This window comes from Sorangium sp. So ce394 (assembly GCF_051474665.1).
Taxonomy (GTDB): Bacteria; Myxococcota_A; Polyangia; order Polyangiales; family Polyangiaceae; genus Sorangium; species Sorangium cellulosum_D.
The window spans coordinates 8,773,154-8,787,616 of record NZ_CP150339.1; the positions used below are offsets into that span (position 1 = coordinate 8,773,154).

At 71.0% G+C, this 14,463-nt stretch carries 10 protein-coding genes; 6 read left to right on the forward strand and 4 right to left on the reverse strand.

Features of this window, described 5'->3' with window-relative positions; all coding sequences use genetic code 11:
• The first annotated feature begins 44 nt into the window (after positions 1–44).
• The 4 genes from WMF33_RS32225 (at position 45) to WMF33_RS32240 (ending at position 4,875) form a co-directional block, all read left to right on the forward strand.
• The gene (locus WMF33_RS32225; RefSeq protein ID WP_437332218.1) at positions 45–614 is read left to right on the forward strand and encodes a hypothetical protein; all 570 of its coding nucleotides are present in this window, start codon (positions 45–47) and stop codon (positions 612–614) included.
• 578 nt (positions 615–1,192) lie between these two features.
• The gene (locus tag WMF33_RS32230; RefSeq protein ID WP_437332219.1) at positions 1,193–2,842 is read left to right on the forward strand and encodes a glycoside hydrolase family 43 protein; all 1,650 of its coding nucleotides are present in this window, start codon (positions 1,193–1,195) and stop codon (positions 2,840–2,842) included.
• 216 nt (positions 2,843–3,058) lie between these two features.
• Positions 3,059–4,123, forward strand: a complete 1,065-nt coding sequence (locus WMF33_RS32235) for a sensor histidine kinase (protein ID WP_437332220.1) — start codon at positions 3,059–3,061, stop codon at positions 4,121–4,123.
• Positions 4,120–4,875, forward strand: coding sequence for a LytR/AlgR family response regulator transcription factor (locus WMF33_RS32240; protein ID WP_437332221.1), 756 nt, complete (start codon positions 4,120–4,122; stop codon positions 4,873–4,875). Before WMF33_RS32235 ends, WMF33_RS32240 begins: the two co-directional genes overlap by 4 nt.
• 7 nt (positions 4,876–4,882) lie before the next feature.
• Here WMF33_RS32240 and WMF33_RS32245 read toward each other — a convergent pair whose 3' ends face one another.
• The gene (locus WMF33_RS32245; RefSeq protein ID WP_437332222.1) at positions 4,883–5,953 is read right to left on the reverse strand and encodes a serine hydrolase domain-containing protein; all 1,071 of its coding nucleotides are present in this window, start codon (positions 5,951–5,953) and stop codon (positions 4,883–4,885) included.
• A gap of 145 nt (positions 5,954–6,098) precedes the next feature.
• Positions 6,099–7,055, reverse strand: coding sequence for a LysR family transcriptional regulator (locus tag WMF33_RS32250; RefSeq protein ID WP_437332223.1), 957 nt, complete (start codon positions 7,053–7,055; stop codon positions 6,099–6,101).
• A 168-nt stretch (positions 7,056–7,223) separates the two neighbouring features.
• Between WMF33_RS32250 and WMF33_RS32255 the strand changes: the two genes are divergently transcribed.
• Positions 7,224–7,916: an O-methyltransferase gene (locus tag WMF33_RS32255; protein WP_437332224.1), complete on the forward strand. Its 693-nt coding sequence runs from the start codon at positions 7,224–7,226 to the stop codon at positions 7,914–7,916.
• A gap of 535 nt (positions 7,917–8,451) precedes the next feature.
• Complete coding sequence (locus tag WMF33_RS32260; RefSeq protein ID WP_437332225.1) at positions 8,452–8,952, forward strand: host attachment protein; 501 nt, start codon at positions 8,452–8,454, stop codon at positions 8,950–8,952.
• A gap of 43 nt (positions 8,953–8,995) precedes the next feature.
• Here the strand turns inward: WMF33_RS32260 and WMF33_RS32265 are convergent, their stop codons facing one another.
• Together WMF33_RS32265 and WMF33_RS32270 are read right to left on the reverse strand one after the other, a co-directional pair.
• Positions 8,996–10,507 carry an OmpP1/FadL family transporter gene (locus WMF33_RS32265; RefSeq protein ID WP_437332226.1) on the reverse strand — a complete coding sequence of 504 codons (1,512 nt, stop codon included), beginning with the start codon at positions 10,505–10,507 and terminating at the stop codon, positions 8,996–8,998.
• A complete protein-coding gene (locus WMF33_RS32270; protein WP_437332227.1) occupies positions 10,504–14,391 on the reverse strand; it encodes a hypothetical protein in 3,888 nt (1,295 codons plus the stop codon). Before WMF33_RS32270 ends, WMF33_RS32265 begins: the two co-directional genes overlap by 4 nt.
• Positions 14,392–14,463 lie beyond the last annotated feature (72 nt).

Consider the following 14,463-nt stretch of genomic DNA (forward strand, 5'->3'; position numbering starts at 1 on the left):
GCTCGGACGGGCGCGCGCAGGCGCGCGTGCGGTACGATGGCGGCATGAGCACCGGAGCGCCCTTCCTGCGAGCCGCCTTCGTCCGCGTCCCCGGCCAGCGCGATCGCATCTACGTGCATCGCCGCGACGGCACCGAGACCTCCTGGGTGTTTCCGACCTACGGGGACCACCTGCCCCACGACCTCATCCACCTCGTGGTGGAGTCCGCGTTCGGGCTGCGCCACGGCTTCTGGGGTCGGGTCGACGCGGGCATGGATCCGGCGCGCATCAACGCCGAGGCGAACCGCGCCGGCGGGGCCGACAAGTACCGCGGCTTCGGCGAGGACCGCCGGGAGCTGCTCCTCGCCGAGGCGCTCGCCAACGCCGGCTGGTACGACCCCCTCGTGTCGAACGAGGCGCGGCGCGCCTCCATGCTCGAGGGCGCTGCCGGGGCCGGCATCGCGCCGCCGGTCGCGATCACCGAGGAGCGGGTGGCCTCGACGCACGCCGCGCTCGAGGAGCTCCGCGGCCGGTGGCGCGCGTTCGGCGCGACGCCGAAGGGGACGCTGGAGCTCCGCTTCTTCCCGGACGATCCCGAGCGCGGCTTCGCCGAGCTGCTCGCCGCGCTGCGGTAGGGAATGAAGCCGAGCGCTCGGCGCGCCCCATCGACATCCGGCGTGTCCTGATCCGGTGAAGGGCAAGCGCAACCACCCCACCGCAGCCGCGAATATGTGAGCGCTCACATAAGCGACGTCGCTCCGAATCGGCCGAGGGTGGGGCGAGCTCGTGGCCGGAGCGCGCGCTCGAGTCGCCGCGCGCGAGAGGCGATCCCAGGGCGCCGGCCGCCTGCGGCGTCGAGCGCCGGCCGTCGCTGCGCAGGTCGGCGTCGAGCGCATCGGGCCGGCGATCCGCGCTCGCTCCCTGGTGGCGGGGCGCTCCGGAGGAGCCCGCCAGCGTTGTCCTCCCCACAGGCTCGAGGATCCGGCTCGGGCCGTTCGATTGGGTTTGACACACGAAATGTGATCGTTCACATTTCGAAGGGGAATACTTGTTCTTTGTCCTGGGTGGGTCGCCCTGCGTGCCTTTGCGCGGGCCATCCGCTCATTTGATGGCGCCTCCGTCGAGTCAGCACCAGGGGTGCGGGGCGCCGGCAATTCCGCTCGCGAGAGGATTCAACGTGCGCCTGAACACAACGTGGAACCGAGCAAGAAGCATGACCCTGTCGGGGATGGCGCTGGCCATCGTCGCCGCGATTCCGTCCCTCGCTCGGGCGGACAACCCGATCGTGCAGACCTTCTACACGGCCGACCCCGCTCCCATGGTGCACGAAGGCAGGTTGTACCTCTACACGTCCCACGACGAGGACGTGACGGTGAAGGACTTCTACACCATGAACGACTGGAGGTTGTACTCCACCGTCGACATGGTCAACTGGACGGACCACGGCTCGCCCGCGGGCTACAAGAGCTTCCGCTGGGGGACCGACAATGCGTGGGCGCCGCAGGGGATCGCCAGGAACGGCAAGTACTATCTGTACGTACCGCTGAACAACAACACCGGCGCGAAGATCGGCGTTGGCGTATCGGACAATGTGGCAGGCCCGTTCATGGACCCGCTGGGAAGGGAGCTGGCCGTGGCGCCCGGAGGCGGCAACATCGACCCGACGGTGTTCGTCGACGACGATGGACAGGCCCACATGTACTGGGGGAATGCCAAGCTCCGGCACGTGAAGCTGAACTCGGACATGATCAGCACCTCGGGAAACATCACCGAGGTGCCGTTGAACGGCTTCACCGAGGGTCCGTGGTTCTACAAGCGAGGGTCGCTGTACTACCTCGTCTACGCCGCCATCGCCGGGAGCGAGAAGATCAGCTACGCGACCAGCAACAGTCCGACCGGGCCCTGGAACATCCGCGGCGACATCATGGACGCCGGGCGCACCTTCACCAATCACGCCGGCGTCGTCGACTACAAGGGGCACTCGTACTTTTTCTATCACAACAGCGCATTGCCAGGCGGCAGTAACTACAAGCGCTCGGTCTGCGTGGAGGAGTTCACGTACGGCGCCGACGGCAGCATTCCGAAGATCACGATGTCCACGAGCGGACCGTCCGCCGTCGACACGCTGAATCCGTTCAGTCAGGTCGAGGCCGAGACCATCGCCTTCTCGTCCGGGCTCAAGACCGAGGTGTGCACCGACACCGGCGCCGGCATGAACGTCACGTCCATCAGCAATGGCGACTACATCAAGGTAAAGAACGTCGATTTCCTGGACGGCGTGACCTCTTTCGAGGCTCGGGTATCGTCCTCGGCCGGCAACGCGAAGATCGAGCTCCACCTCGACAGTCAGGACGGCACGCTGCTCGGGACGTGTGACGTCTCGGGCGCGTCGTCCTGGACCACCAAGACCTGCGCGGTCAGCGGGGGCAGCGGGAAACACGATTTGTTCCTGAAGTTCGTCGGCGGCAACGGCGACCTCTTCAAGTTCAACTGGTGGCGGTTTACCGGACCCACCATGCCGGGTGACGGGGGCGACGGCGGCGGCGGAGGCGGCGATGGCGGCAGCGGCGGCGCCGGGGGCGCGATGTCGGGCAGCGGCGGCTCGGCCACCGGAGGCACCGGCGGAGCGACCGGCACCGCTGGCTCGGGCAGCGGCGGCAGCGCCGATCCCTCCGGTGGGCCTGGCAGCGGTGGCAACGACAGCACGCAAGCTGCCAGTGGCTCGGGTGGGAACGACGCGGCCGGCGACGATTCAGGCGGCTCGTGCGCTTGCCGGACGGGCGCGGGCACTCGGAACGGCGGGCTCGCCGCCGCTCTCTCGCTGGTCGCTTCTGCGCTCGTTCTTCGGCGTCGGCGCCGGTAGGCGCTCGCGATCCCGGCGCTGCACGAGATCCTCACCGAACGGCGCAGCTCGAAACCGAGGCCACGGCCCTGACGCTGGGCTATCTCTTCGGGTCGGGCGCGCCGCGGCGAACGTCGGCGGCGCCTCTTTCCTTCGCCGATCGTCGCGCGCGACGACGTTGCGGACGCCGCGTTCCCGTGATGTCTTTTCCCAAGAACCCATGGCCCGGCCCGGACGATGCTAGCCTGGACTGGTGGCGTCACGGCGGCGGCGCACGAACCCGCCAGCCACGGGAAGGCCCACCTCGGCAAGGCCGTGCTGATCACGACGGCCGTGCTCTGGCTGCTCAACTGGGTCAGCACCAGCAGGCTCGACGCCCGGGAGGCGCTGGGGATCGCGGCGTGGGTGTCGGCGGTCCTCGGCGCGCTCACGGCGGTGGCGCATAGGCTCGACACGCAGCGTACGCCGGTCTGGCGGCAGCTGCTGACCCTCGCGCTCACGGCCGGGATCGCCAGCTCGCTGATCCACCTCGCCGCCCTCCTGCTCGTCATGGCGCTGCCCGACGCCTTCGCCGAGGGCCCGCGGCAGACGTTCGGGGCCACCGCCGTCGTCGGCTTCTTCGACGGTGACGCGCTGTTCGGCTTCTGGGCCCTGCTCGTCGAGCTGCCGCGCCGGATCGGCGCCGAGCGAAGGCTGGAGCAGGAGCGACACGCGCTCCGCCAGGAGGCCGAGCTCGCGCGCATCCGCGCCGCGCTCGAGCCGCATTTCGTGCTGAACACCCTCAACACGATCGCAGGCCTCGTGACCGAAGAGCCGCGCGAAGCCCGCGACCTCATCGCGACGCTCGGCGACCTGCTGCGAGACGCCATGCAGGAGCCGCGACGCCACCATCACACGGTGCGCGAGGAGGTGAGCTGGCTCCGGGGCTTCGCTCGGATCCTGGAGTCTCGGCACGTCGGGCGGCTCGCGTTCGAGTGGGCCGTGGACCGGTCGGCGGAGGACTGCGTCCTTCCGGCATTGCTGCTGCAGCCGCTGCTGGAGAACGCGGTTCATCACGGCGCGCTCCGTCGGCCGGGCCGCGGCCGTGTCGCCCTGCGGATCGCCGACGACGCGGACCGCTTGCGCTGCACCGTCGAGGATGACGGGCCCGGCTTCGACCCGGGCTCCGCCCGCCCCGGGGGCCGGGGGCTGAACCTGGTGCGGCGCCGCATGGCCCTCGAATCCGCCCGCGCATCGCTGCGGGTCGACGCGAAGCCAGGCCGGACACGCGTCGAGATCGTGTTGCCAAAGAGGAGCGCATGAAGCCCCTGTCCGCCCTGATCATCGAAGACGAATGGCCGGCGCGCAACTTCCTGGTAGAGCTGCTGCGCGACACGGGAAGCTTCGGGGACATCGCCGCGGTGACGAGCGTCGAGGATGCCCGAGAGGTGCTCGAGCGCCCTGAGCTCGGCATCGAGGTCGCGTTCGTCGACGTCCGCCTCGTCGATCGGCCCGGGGATCGCTCGGGGCTCGACTTCGCCCGGTCGCTCGCCGGCCTGGCGAGCCCCCCGGCGGTGGTGCTCGCCACCGCCTCGGCGCAGTATGCGCTCGACGGGTTCGAGCTGGGCGTCGTCGACTATCTCCTGAAGCCCTTCACGCTCGATCGCATCACGACGTGCGCGGCACGGCTGCTCGAGCGGCGCCGGCCGCCGACCCACGGCGCCGCGCGGCGGCGCCTGGTCGCCCGGAAGAGCAACAGCCTCGTCTTCTTGGACCTCGATGGCATGTTTGCATTTCAGACCGAGGATCGCCTCACCTACGTCCACCACGTCGATGGTGTATTCTCGATGGACCTCTCCCTCAACGCGCTCGGGGCCGCCCTCGGCAGCCGCGTTTTGCGCGTGCACCGCAACTGGCTCATCGCCCCGGCGCACGTGCAGGGGCTGAGCCGGCTCGCGGGAGAGCTGTTCGTCGAGGTCGGCCCCACGCTCCGCGTCCCCGTGTCGCGCGATCGGGCGCGGGAGGTCCGGCAGCAGTTGCTGGAGAACACCGTGGGCATCCGTCAACCAGGCTGAGCTCGTCCTATTGCGCCGAGAGAACGAATTGGGCCAGCTCGCCCCCGAGCTGCTCGATATCGAACGCGTCGGACGCGTTCGTCCCGAGGATCACGCGGGTGTTCGCCTCCGGGCAGTCCGCCGCGTACCCCCCGAAGCCGAAGTCGCTGCCCCCGGCGTAGCCGTAAACCGTCTTGCCCTCGAAGCTCGCGCCCGAGAGGTACAGCGTCCGGTAGGCGTCGAGCGCGGCCGGGTCCAGCACGTCCCCGCCCCAGACGGCGACCAGCCAGCGCTCCAGATCGGAGACCGTCGTGACCAGCCCGCCGTTGCCGACCAGCGACCACGTGTACGGCCACGCGGCCGGGTCGTTGCTCCCGAACGTCGATTCTCCGTACCCGATGGCGGTGTCGACCCGTTCCCACACCGGGTCGCCGAAGAAGCCGCTGTGTTGCATCCCGGCGGGCGTGAGGAGCTCGTCGCGCACGTACTCGGTGAACCCTCGCCCCGAGACGGTCTCGACGATGTCGGCCAGCAACGTGTAGCCCGAATTCGAGTACTCGCTCTCGCTCCCCGGCTCGAACCGCAGCTCCTGCGCGAAGATCCGCTGGCGGGCTTCGAGGCGCGCCATGGGCTCGAAGTCTCCCTCGGTGTCGTGGTACTCGTCGAACCCGGCGCTGTGCTGGACGACTTGCAGGACGGTGATCTCGGCCTTGTCGGCGGGCACGTCGTCGAAGAGGGTAGCGAGCGAGTCCGTCACCCTGAGCTTGCCCTCGCCTTCGAGCTTGAAGATGGCCGCCGCCGTGAGGTCCTTCATGACGGAGCCGAAATCGTACGCGGTGTCGGTGACGTTGGGCACGCCGTCGTCTCGGTCCGCGAGGCCGTAGCCGCGCGCCAGCACCGTGCCCCCGTCCACCGTGACCAGCGCCGCTCCGGAGAACCCGGCCATCGCCGCGGCGTCGAGGCGGCGCTCCAGCTCGCCGCGGAGGTCGTCAGGCGCGTCCGGCGTACCGGAGCTCGATCCGCATGCGGGGTTGAGGACAGCCAGCGCGGTGAGGGCGACGACCCTCGGCAGAGGATCTCGTCGTGTACGGGATGTCATAGGGCAGCCACGTTGCCAGACGAGGTGGCGAGATCGAGCGAAGGATGACCAGGCGGGGGTTTTGCCGGACGAGCGGCGGGTTCTCCGGTACGAGGCGCGGGGCGGTGCCGGCGGAGCGCGCCCTTGCTGGCGCCGCTCACCGCACCTACCCGCGTCGCGGTCGCCGCTGGCGCTCGCGCTCACGTCTTCGCAGCTCCGTCTCCCGATCGCGAGGAGCGACGCCGAGCTCGCGCACCAAGCCAATGAGCGGCTTTAGCAGGAGAGACGGCGCGTCGGGCCGCCACATCGCGATGTTGAGCATCTCCAGACCGAGATCGCTGACCGGCCTCCAGACCGCGGTGCCGACCGCGAGGAAACGAGCCGCGGGCTCCGCGCCGAAGGTCAATCCGAAGCCGCTCGCCACGAGCGTCAACAGGGCTTCTCCGTCGAGGATCTCCGAAGCCACGTTCAGGGTCACGCCGCGCGCGCGGACGGCGGCGATGATGTCGTCGTACAGACGAGGGTTGCTCTTCCGCGGATCCATGAGCACGGGCTCGGTCGCCAGGTCCTTGACGTTGATCGTGGATGCGGTCGCCAGCGGGTGCTGCTTCGGCACGACGATCCCCAGGCGATGCCGGGCGAGCACGACGCTCTCGAGCGAGGAGTCATCAGGGACGTAGTTCCCATAGCCGAGCGAGATCTGCCCCGCGCGCAGGGCGTCCCACTGCTGGGCGCTGCTCATGGGCACGAGCTCCACGTTGACTCGAGGCGCCAGCTCCCGAAACCTCGAGAGGATCGTCGACAGCGGGCCTATATACGCAGAGCCGCTCTCGAACCCGATCGTGACGGTTCCGATCTGGCCTTCGGCCGTCTCCCTCACCTCTTTGGCCGCAGCGTCCACGTCGGAGAGGATCGTCTTCGCTCTGTCCAGGAGCAGCCGCCCGGCGGTCGTGAGCTTCACGCCGCGCCCCGATGGCTCGAAGAGCTCCGCGCCGATCTCCTCTTCGAGCTGCTGCATCTGACGGCTCAACGGCGACTGTGACACGCGCAGCTTCTCTGCCGCGCGCCTGAAGCTCTCCTCCTCGGCGATGGCGATGAAGTAGCGCAGGTGGCGGAGTTCCATCGGCATGCTCCTCGATCCCAAGGGCTGGCCCAGGGCTGGCCGCGGCCCTTGATCGATGCTCCACAGGTCTCAAACCGAGCCCAATATTGTCCTGGACGACTCGGTTGTCAAACGGTACCAACCTCACATGGTCATGGTCGTTCATTCGGAAAGAAAGGGAACGCAGACATGAATTCAATCAGCAACGGCCAGGTCGCAGAGGTCCTCGAGCGTCTTCATCAGGAAGCGGAGGCGGCCGACGCGCCGCTGGCCGCCAGCGCCCAGAGCGAGGCGGCCACCCGAGAAGAGATGATCACCCAGGTCCTCGAGGACGAAGCCAGCGATCTGAAAGGCACGTATCACGGGTTCGCGGAGAATTTCCTCAATGTCTCCCCGGAGTTCGGACGTTTCCTCTACATGTGCGCCCGCGCGTGCAAGGCCAAGCACATCGTGGAGTTCGGCTCCTCGATGGGGGTCTCCACGATCTATCTGGCTGCCGCGCTCCGCGATATGGGCGGCGGCCGCTTGATCGGGACCGACCTCGTGCCCAGCAAGGTCGAGCGGGCGCGGGCGAACGTCGCCGCCGCCGGGCTGTCCGAGTTCGTCGAGCTCCGGGCCGGCGACGCTCGGGAGACCCTCAAGTCTGGCGTCGCCGGCGATGTCGACCTGGTGTTGCTCGACGGCGCCTTCACCCTTTATCTCGACGTCCTCAAGCTGCTCGAGCCGCACCTGAAGCCTGGCGCGATCATCATCGGCGAGAACGCGTTCGAGCAGGCCTCGGGCTATATCGACTACGTGCGCGACCCGCGGAACGGCTATCTCTCCCAGGCGCTCCCGTTCGACGCGGGGCGCGGCAACGAGCTCACGATCAAGACGAGCTGAGCCCCGGGCGCCCTGGTCAACCCGTGCTCGCCCCTCCGGTGCTGGCACCAGACCGAGCAGCCCCGCCGGAGATGGCTGGCGCGCGGAGCTACGGCGGCGGCGAAGCGGACGCCAGGGTGCGGAGCAGGGCGCACGCCCGAGGAAACCAGGCTGAGGCCGCCCGCGCGAAGCCGCCGCGAAGCGGCGGAAGCCCGGCACCTCCCGGCCGGACTTCGGGTGGGCAGAGCTGGTCCGGGCCGCGGCCGGCGCGCAGCGTGAGGCCGAGCACCGCTGTCGCGAAAACCCCAGCCACCCGCCGCGGCCTCGGCTCGTACACCGAAGACCGTATTTCTCACTCAACAACTTCCTGAGCCGCTCTCCCCCTCTCCCGTTCTCCTCGAATTCACGCACGTCAAAGTGGATGAGCCCGCTCGATCCCGCGCCCTCGCGTGCAATCCGGTCGAATCTCGTCGGTTTGGGCTCTCTGGCCGCTTGCGATGGAGGGGGTCGGTCTCTAACGTAACCCAAGGGAAGCGTTGATTCCCTGTGGAGGCTTATGGCAAGCAAGGCAGCACGGAAGACGTGGATCCTGGTCTCCGACGCAAGCCGTGCCCAGCTCTATCGTGAAGAGCCTGCGGGCAAGGGCTTTACCCTGCTGGAGTCCTACAGTCACGACGAGAGCCGGGCGCGCGTGCGGGATCTCATGGCCGACGCTCACGGGCGGAAGCCGAACGGCACCCCAGGCGGGAACGGCAACATCAGCGGCGGCGGGGGCGGCACGTACCTCGGCCGGCCCGGCGCGGCGCCCGACACCGATCCCAAGGAGGTCGAGAAGCAGAAGTTCGCCCAGGAGCTCGCGGAGGTGCTGGAGAAGGGTCTCAACGAGCACGCCTACGACTCGCTGGTGCTCATCGCGCCGCCGCACTTCCTCGGCCTGCTCCGCGGCACGGTGAGCAAGCAGGTCAGCAACCACATCGAGACGAGCGTGGACAAGGACCTGAGCTGGCTGGACGAGCCCCGGCTCACGGAGCGCCTGCGCGAGCTGCGGGCCGTCTAGCGAGGCTCGTCCCCCGGCGGCGCCGCGCGGCCGTCACGGCACGTCAGCGCGGCGCCTTCGGCGCGCTCGTCGTCTGCGCCTTCGGCTCGCCCGCCGCGTCCTCGAACGTGTACGCCACGCCCAGCCCGACCACGTTCGCGCGGACGCTGTACGCGCCGCCGTTGATCATGTTCGGGTTCTCCGGCGGATTGCCCTGCACCGGGCTCATCTGCGGCAGCCGCGCGTCCCTCGGATCGACCCGCACGTCCGCGGCGAACGCGTGCGCGTAGGTCGCGTCGAGGCGCCATCGACCGAGGTGCACCCCCAGGCCGAGCGCCGTCGTCAGCTTCGGCGCGTCGATCGTGAGGACCGACACGTACTCGGGCGGGACCGCGCTCTGCTCGAGGCTCACGCCGGCGCGCAGCGCCCACCGCTGGCCGACGGCCTCGAACGCGTACTCGCCCCCGAGCCTCGCCGAGAACGACGCCTCGAACCGCCGCGGGAGCGTGACCGGAGGCACGCGGAACTCCTCGGGAAAGCCGGCGACGTTCCGGAGCACCACCCCGTCGGGCTCGACCACGACCTCGTCGTGCATGCCCCACCCCTCGACGCCGAGCCCGAGCTCCACGCGCAGGTCCGTAACGGGCCGCGCCTCGACGCCGGCGCGGAGGATCCAGGGCAGATCGAACGAGACGTCGGCGTCCTCGCCCTCCTGGACGGCGCGCTCGAAGACGGGCGCCGCGGGGAGCCGCGCCCGGAACGTGGCGGGCGCGCGCACCCAGGCCGGCAGCTGGAAGGCCAGGCCGATACGCCACGCCGGCGTCGGGATGAAGAGCGCCCCGAGCTGGCCCGTCGGCGCCACGATCGGGGCGACCGTGAGCTCGGACTCGATGTCCCACTCCGGATCCTCGGGCGCGCAGAACATCCGCTCCGGGACGCACCCGGAGACGATCACGCGGCTGTTGAACGTGCCGACCACCGCGCCGATCCCCGCGCCGAGGCGCCACCTGGGCGACGGCGCGTACGCCGCGCCGACCCCGACGAACGCGAGCGCCGAGCCCTCGAGGGTGAGCAGCGCATACCGCTGCGGCGCCGGCGCGCCCTTCACCTGCTCCGGGTAGCTGGAGAGGGCCGCGTACGGCGTCCACACGCCGCCCCAGACGACCCACCGCGGATCGACCCGGAACGACGCGCCGAGCGTGGGGATCGGCAGCACCGGCGCGCTGCCGGTGACGGGCTCCATCGTCTGCACGAAGCTCGCGCCCGTCGGCTCGCCGGTGTTCGGGTCGACCTGCCGCACGATCGCCTGGCGCGTGTGCTCGCTGCGCCACTCGAAGAGCCCGGCGTCGACAAGGATCTGCGTGCCGGCCTCGAAGACGCCCGCGGGGTTGTAGGCGATCGCCCCGAGATCGTCGCCGCCGGCGATGTACGCCCCGCCGCGCGACAGCGGGCGGACGCCGCGATCGGTGAAGTACAGCCCGGCCGCGCCCGCGTCGCCCGGGAGCAGCGCGAGCGCCCCGGCGGCGGACGCCGCGGCGAGCGCGGCGCGGAGCGCGGTGTCGTGCGCGCGGCTCACTCGACGGGCCGCTTCCGGAGGATGGCGTAGATCTGCTCGAGCCCGCGGGTCTCGTCGGTGAGGAAGTCCCGGAGCGAGACAAGGACCTGCCGGTAGTCCGCCGCCGCCAGGGGCTCGCCGCTCGCGGCCTCCACGCGGTGCACGTCCGCGAACGCGTCGACGAACACCTCGAGCGGCGCGCGGCCGTCGTCCTTCATCGGCGTCACGAGCGCGGGGAGGACGTGATCCATCGCGTGGTACCGGTCGTACCGGTCGTCGTTGAGCGCCTTGAGCGCCGCGAGCCCCGCGTCGGCCGCGCCCGGGCCGCCGCGGTCGCCCTCCGGGGTCAGCGCGGTCGACGCGGCCTTCAGGACCGGGATCAGCGTGTCCTCGTCGCCGAGCAGCTGCAGGACGTCGGCCAGCGCCGGGAGCAGCGCGCGGAGCGGGGCGTCGTCGGCGCCGGCGTCGAGCAGGTAGGTGAGGAACCGCTCGAGCTCCCGCCGCGCCGGCTCGTGGGCGCGGATCGCCTCCGACACGTCGACCGCCGCGGCGAACAGCGGGTGGCTCACGAGGTCGCTCACCTTCGCGCCGAGCTCCTCCTTCGCCCAGGCGCACCGCCCGGTCCTCTCGCGATCGGGGCAGCGCGCGTTCAGCTGCTCGCGGAGGACGCGCAGGGCGACGGCGCCCATCCTCGGGAGCGCGCGGTTCTTGAACCGGGTCTCCGGCCCCGACCCCTCGACCGCGAGGAGCGCGTCGACGAGCTCGCTCGTGGCCCGCTCCCACTGGCCCTTCCGCGCCGCGGCGTCGGGCGCGGCGCTCTCCGCGAAGCGCGCGTCGATGCCGTTCAGCGCGTCGGCGAGCAGGGTGAACCCGGTGAGCTGGTCCTGGGTCCGACCGTCGGCCCACGTCGCCCGCTTCTTTCCGTGGCGATCGACCATCCCCACGTTGCCCGCGTAGCGGGCGCTGAAGAAGATCCGCGCGAGCTTCTCGATCGCCTGCGCTTTCGTCCAGGTCTGCCGCGGCTCGGCCTCGGCCCCGGGGCCGCGCTGCACCGTCACCGGGGCCGACCGGTCGGCCAGCGTCCGGGCGAACGCCACCGACGACGCCAGGACGTCCTCGGCCTGGAGCGCGTCGGCCATGAGCGGCTCGTACGTGTTCGCCCCCGCCTCCGAGCAGTACGCCGTGTTGGTCGCCGGCGAGCCGGCCTTGATGCACTCCGGCCCGTGCTCCTTGCCCGGCCAGTGCCGGTACGCCGTGCTGAAGAGATCGATCAAGATCGCCTCCCCGGTGGTGTCCGGGGCGACCTCGGCGAACGCCGCCACGATCGGGCTCAGGTACGCGCCGAGCCCGAGCCGCTCGATGAGGAAGGTCGTCCCCGGGTGGCGGATCCGGATCAGGTTCTCCGGGGAGCTGCACTCGTTCACGCCGAGCTCGTTCTTCGGGCAGTGGATCGTGCCGGCCGGCTCGAGCGTCCCCGAGATGAAATCGTTCGTCGTCTCGTTGGTCAGCTCGCGCAGCGGGTCGAGATCGACGAGGTTCGGGAACTCGTCCGAGTCGGCCCCGAAGTAGATGAGCCGGCTCAGCGCGGCCGGCGTGGGGTGGCTCGTCAAGCCGTCGATGCCGCTGGAGAACTCGAGCACCGAATCCGGGACGAGGGCCGAGAGGACCGAGGGCTTGATCTTGAGCTCCGCCTTCTTGGGATGCCCCTCGGGCAGGAGGGAGTCGAGGTAGAAGGCCGCCAGGTCGTCGATCTGGAACAGCTCGCACGGCGCATCGCACCCGGGGCAGGACACCGAGACGCCGAACACGCTCAGCTCCGTGTCCCGCTTGTTGCACTGCCTCACGCCGGAGGTGTCGTGCATCAGGTGCATCAGCCGCTCCATGGCCGAGCGGTTGTCGCCGATCTTCGGCTTCGTCGGGTCCACCGGCGTCTTCGGATCGGACGTCGACGGCGCCCCGACCGAGAGGTTGATCGCCGGACCGTTCAGGTCCTCCGGGTCGTACGCGTACTGATCGCGGTACCTGAGCATCGCCGCGATCGCGTCGCCCGCGTGCTTCGCCCTGCCGTGCGGGGCGAGGAGCGCGTCGCTCCCGAGCGCCTCGACGAGGCGCGGCACGAGCCCCGGCTGCTCGACGGCCCGGTCGAGCACCGCCGCCACCTCGTCCCAGAGCGGCGCCTCGCCGTCGAGCTGCGCCGCCGGCTCCTTGCCCTCGGCGGCCAGCCGGTCGTGCTCCCGGGCGAGATCGCGGATGCGCAGCGCCGCGCCCATCATGCGGGCGAGCTCCGCCTCGTGGTTCTCGAGCAGATCGATCAGCGTGAGGAGGAGGACGTCCGAGTCCTTGTCGGCGAGCACCTGGCCGACCGCGTGCGCGAGGTCGGCGAGCGGCGAGTCCTCGCCGCGGAAGCGGCGGTACGACAGGCGGCCATCGCGCTCCTCGCACGTCGGGTCCGGCGGCAAGACCGTGTCGGTCCGGAAGTCGTAGCAGGCCTCCTCGCGGTCGCCGAAGAGCACGTACGAGCCGGCGAGGGCGTACATGAGCCCTTCGTGCTCGGTCTTCCACGGCTCGGGGTCGTCCTTGCGCGCGTACCGGGTCCCGTCGACGAGCGGCACGATCGCGCGCAGCGTCGCGCCGAGGAGCGTCCTCGAAGCATCGACGTAGGCGTAGAGCTCCGGCGAGAGGCGCCCGAAGTCGTCCCGCGGCGGCGGGGTGACGCCGGGGATGGCGAACGGCGGGTCGATCGCGAGCGGCTCGCCGCGCTCGTCGACGAACCTGCCGGAGGCGTCGACGTCGGCGAGCCCGTCCCCGTCGGCGTCGGCGAACGGCGCGGGGACCCCGCCGCCCTGCGGGAGGACCCACCCGCGCCGGTCGCGGCGGGCGACGAAGCTCGACGGCGGCGACGCGAACGCGTCGTCCTCGGCGAGCAGCGCCGCCTGCGCGAGCTCCAGGAGCGTGCGCGGGCGGTTCGGCTGGGCGGTGGGCGCGTCGACCGAGAGCGGCGCCCGCTCCTCCGGCGAGAGCGCGGCCAGCTCGCGCTTGCCGGCCGCGAAGAGCGCCTGGAGCGCGGGCGCCCCCGGGCCGCCGGGGCCGATCGCGTCGAGCGCCGCCACGGTCATCGGGCGCAGGCCCGGGTACGCGAGCGCCGCGCGCGCCGCGCCGAGCCCCGCGTCCGCCGAGCGATACCCCGTTCGCCCCCAGATCCCGGAGAGCGCGCAGGCGATCGCGCTCCCCTCCCCCTCCGTTGCTCGCTCGCAGTCGATCGGCGCCCGCTCTCGCCGCGCCTTCTCCTCCCCCTCGACCCGGGCCGCGCTCTCCTCGCTGCCGTGGATGAGCGCGTCGAGGAGCCGCCCCATCCCCTGCGTCGACGCCGGCAGGACCGCCCTGGCCTCCGGGCTCGGATCGAACGGGTTCGCCTCGTAGAGCGGGGCGATCGTCTGCGACAGGCTCAGGAAGGCGTCGCGCAGCCGGATCTTGCCGCCCCCCTCGCCGGCCGCGACGTTGGCGATCTCGACGTCCGGGACCGCGGCGTTGACGGCGCGCACGAGGTCCTTGCGCCACCGGGCCATGGCCTCGATCTTGGCCACGCCGAGCCTGCGCGCCCGCTCCGCCCGCTCGCCGGAGACGGGCGGCAGCAGCGAGACGTCGACCTCGTCCAGGTAAACGCCCGCGTCGTCGTAGTGGCAGACGCGCTGGTACGACGCGCCCGTGTGGTCCTCGTAGAGGCTCGACGCCCCCACGCGGTCGCAGAGCACGCCGAAGACGTCGTCGCCCAGCGTCGCCTTCGGGGGCGCCCTCCGCGCCGTGTCGAGCGGCTCGTGACAGGAGACGGCGACCGCGCCGGACGCGGCGAGCGCAGCCAGCCGAAGCACACCAGCGGCCGAGGAACGCAGCGTACGCGTGCGCATGAGGAAACCTCCCCGAGACGGCGCCAGGGTAGACGATTCCGCCGAAGCCGCGTAGCGCTTCCCGCCCGCGCG

Bases quoted from the DNA above. Each gene is read 5' to 3' on its own strand.
- WMF33_RS32225 (WP_437332218.1), top strand. From the start codon at position 45: ATGAGCACCGGAGCGCCCTTCCTGCGAGCCGCCTTCGTCCGCGTCCCC.
- WMF33_RS32260 (WP_437332225.1), top strand. From the start codon at position 8,452: ATGGCAAGCAAGGCAGCACGGAAGACGTGGATCCTGGTCTCCGACGCA.
- WMF33_RS32270 (WP_437332227.1), bottom strand. From the start codon at position 14,391: ATGCGCACGCGTACGCTGCGTTCCTCGGCCGCTGGTGTGCTTCGGCTG.
- WMF33_RS32230 (WP_437332219.1), top strand. From the start codon at position 1,193: ATGACCCTGTCGGGGATGGCGCTGGCCATCGTCGCCGCGATTCCGTCC.
- WMF33_RS32245 (WP_437332222.1), bottom strand. From the start codon at position 5,953: ATGACATCCCGTACACGACGAGATCCTCTGCCGAGGGTCGTCGCCCTC.
- WMF33_RS32250 (WP_437332223.1), bottom strand. From the start codon at position 7,055: ATGGAACTCCGCCACCTGCGCTACTTCATCGCCATCGCCGAGGAGGAG.
- WMF33_RS32255 (WP_437332224.1), top strand. From the start codon at position 7,224: ATGAATTCAATCAGCAACGGCCAGGTCGCAGAGGTCCTCGAGCGTCTT.
- WMF33_RS32235 (WP_437332220.1), top strand. From the start codon at position 3,059: ATGCTAGCCTGGACTGGTGGCGTCACGGCGGCGGCGCACGAACCCGCC.
- WMF33_RS32240 (WP_437332221.1), top strand. From the start codon at position 4,120: ATGAAGCCCCTGTCCGCCCTGATCATCGAAGACGAATGGCCGGCGCGC.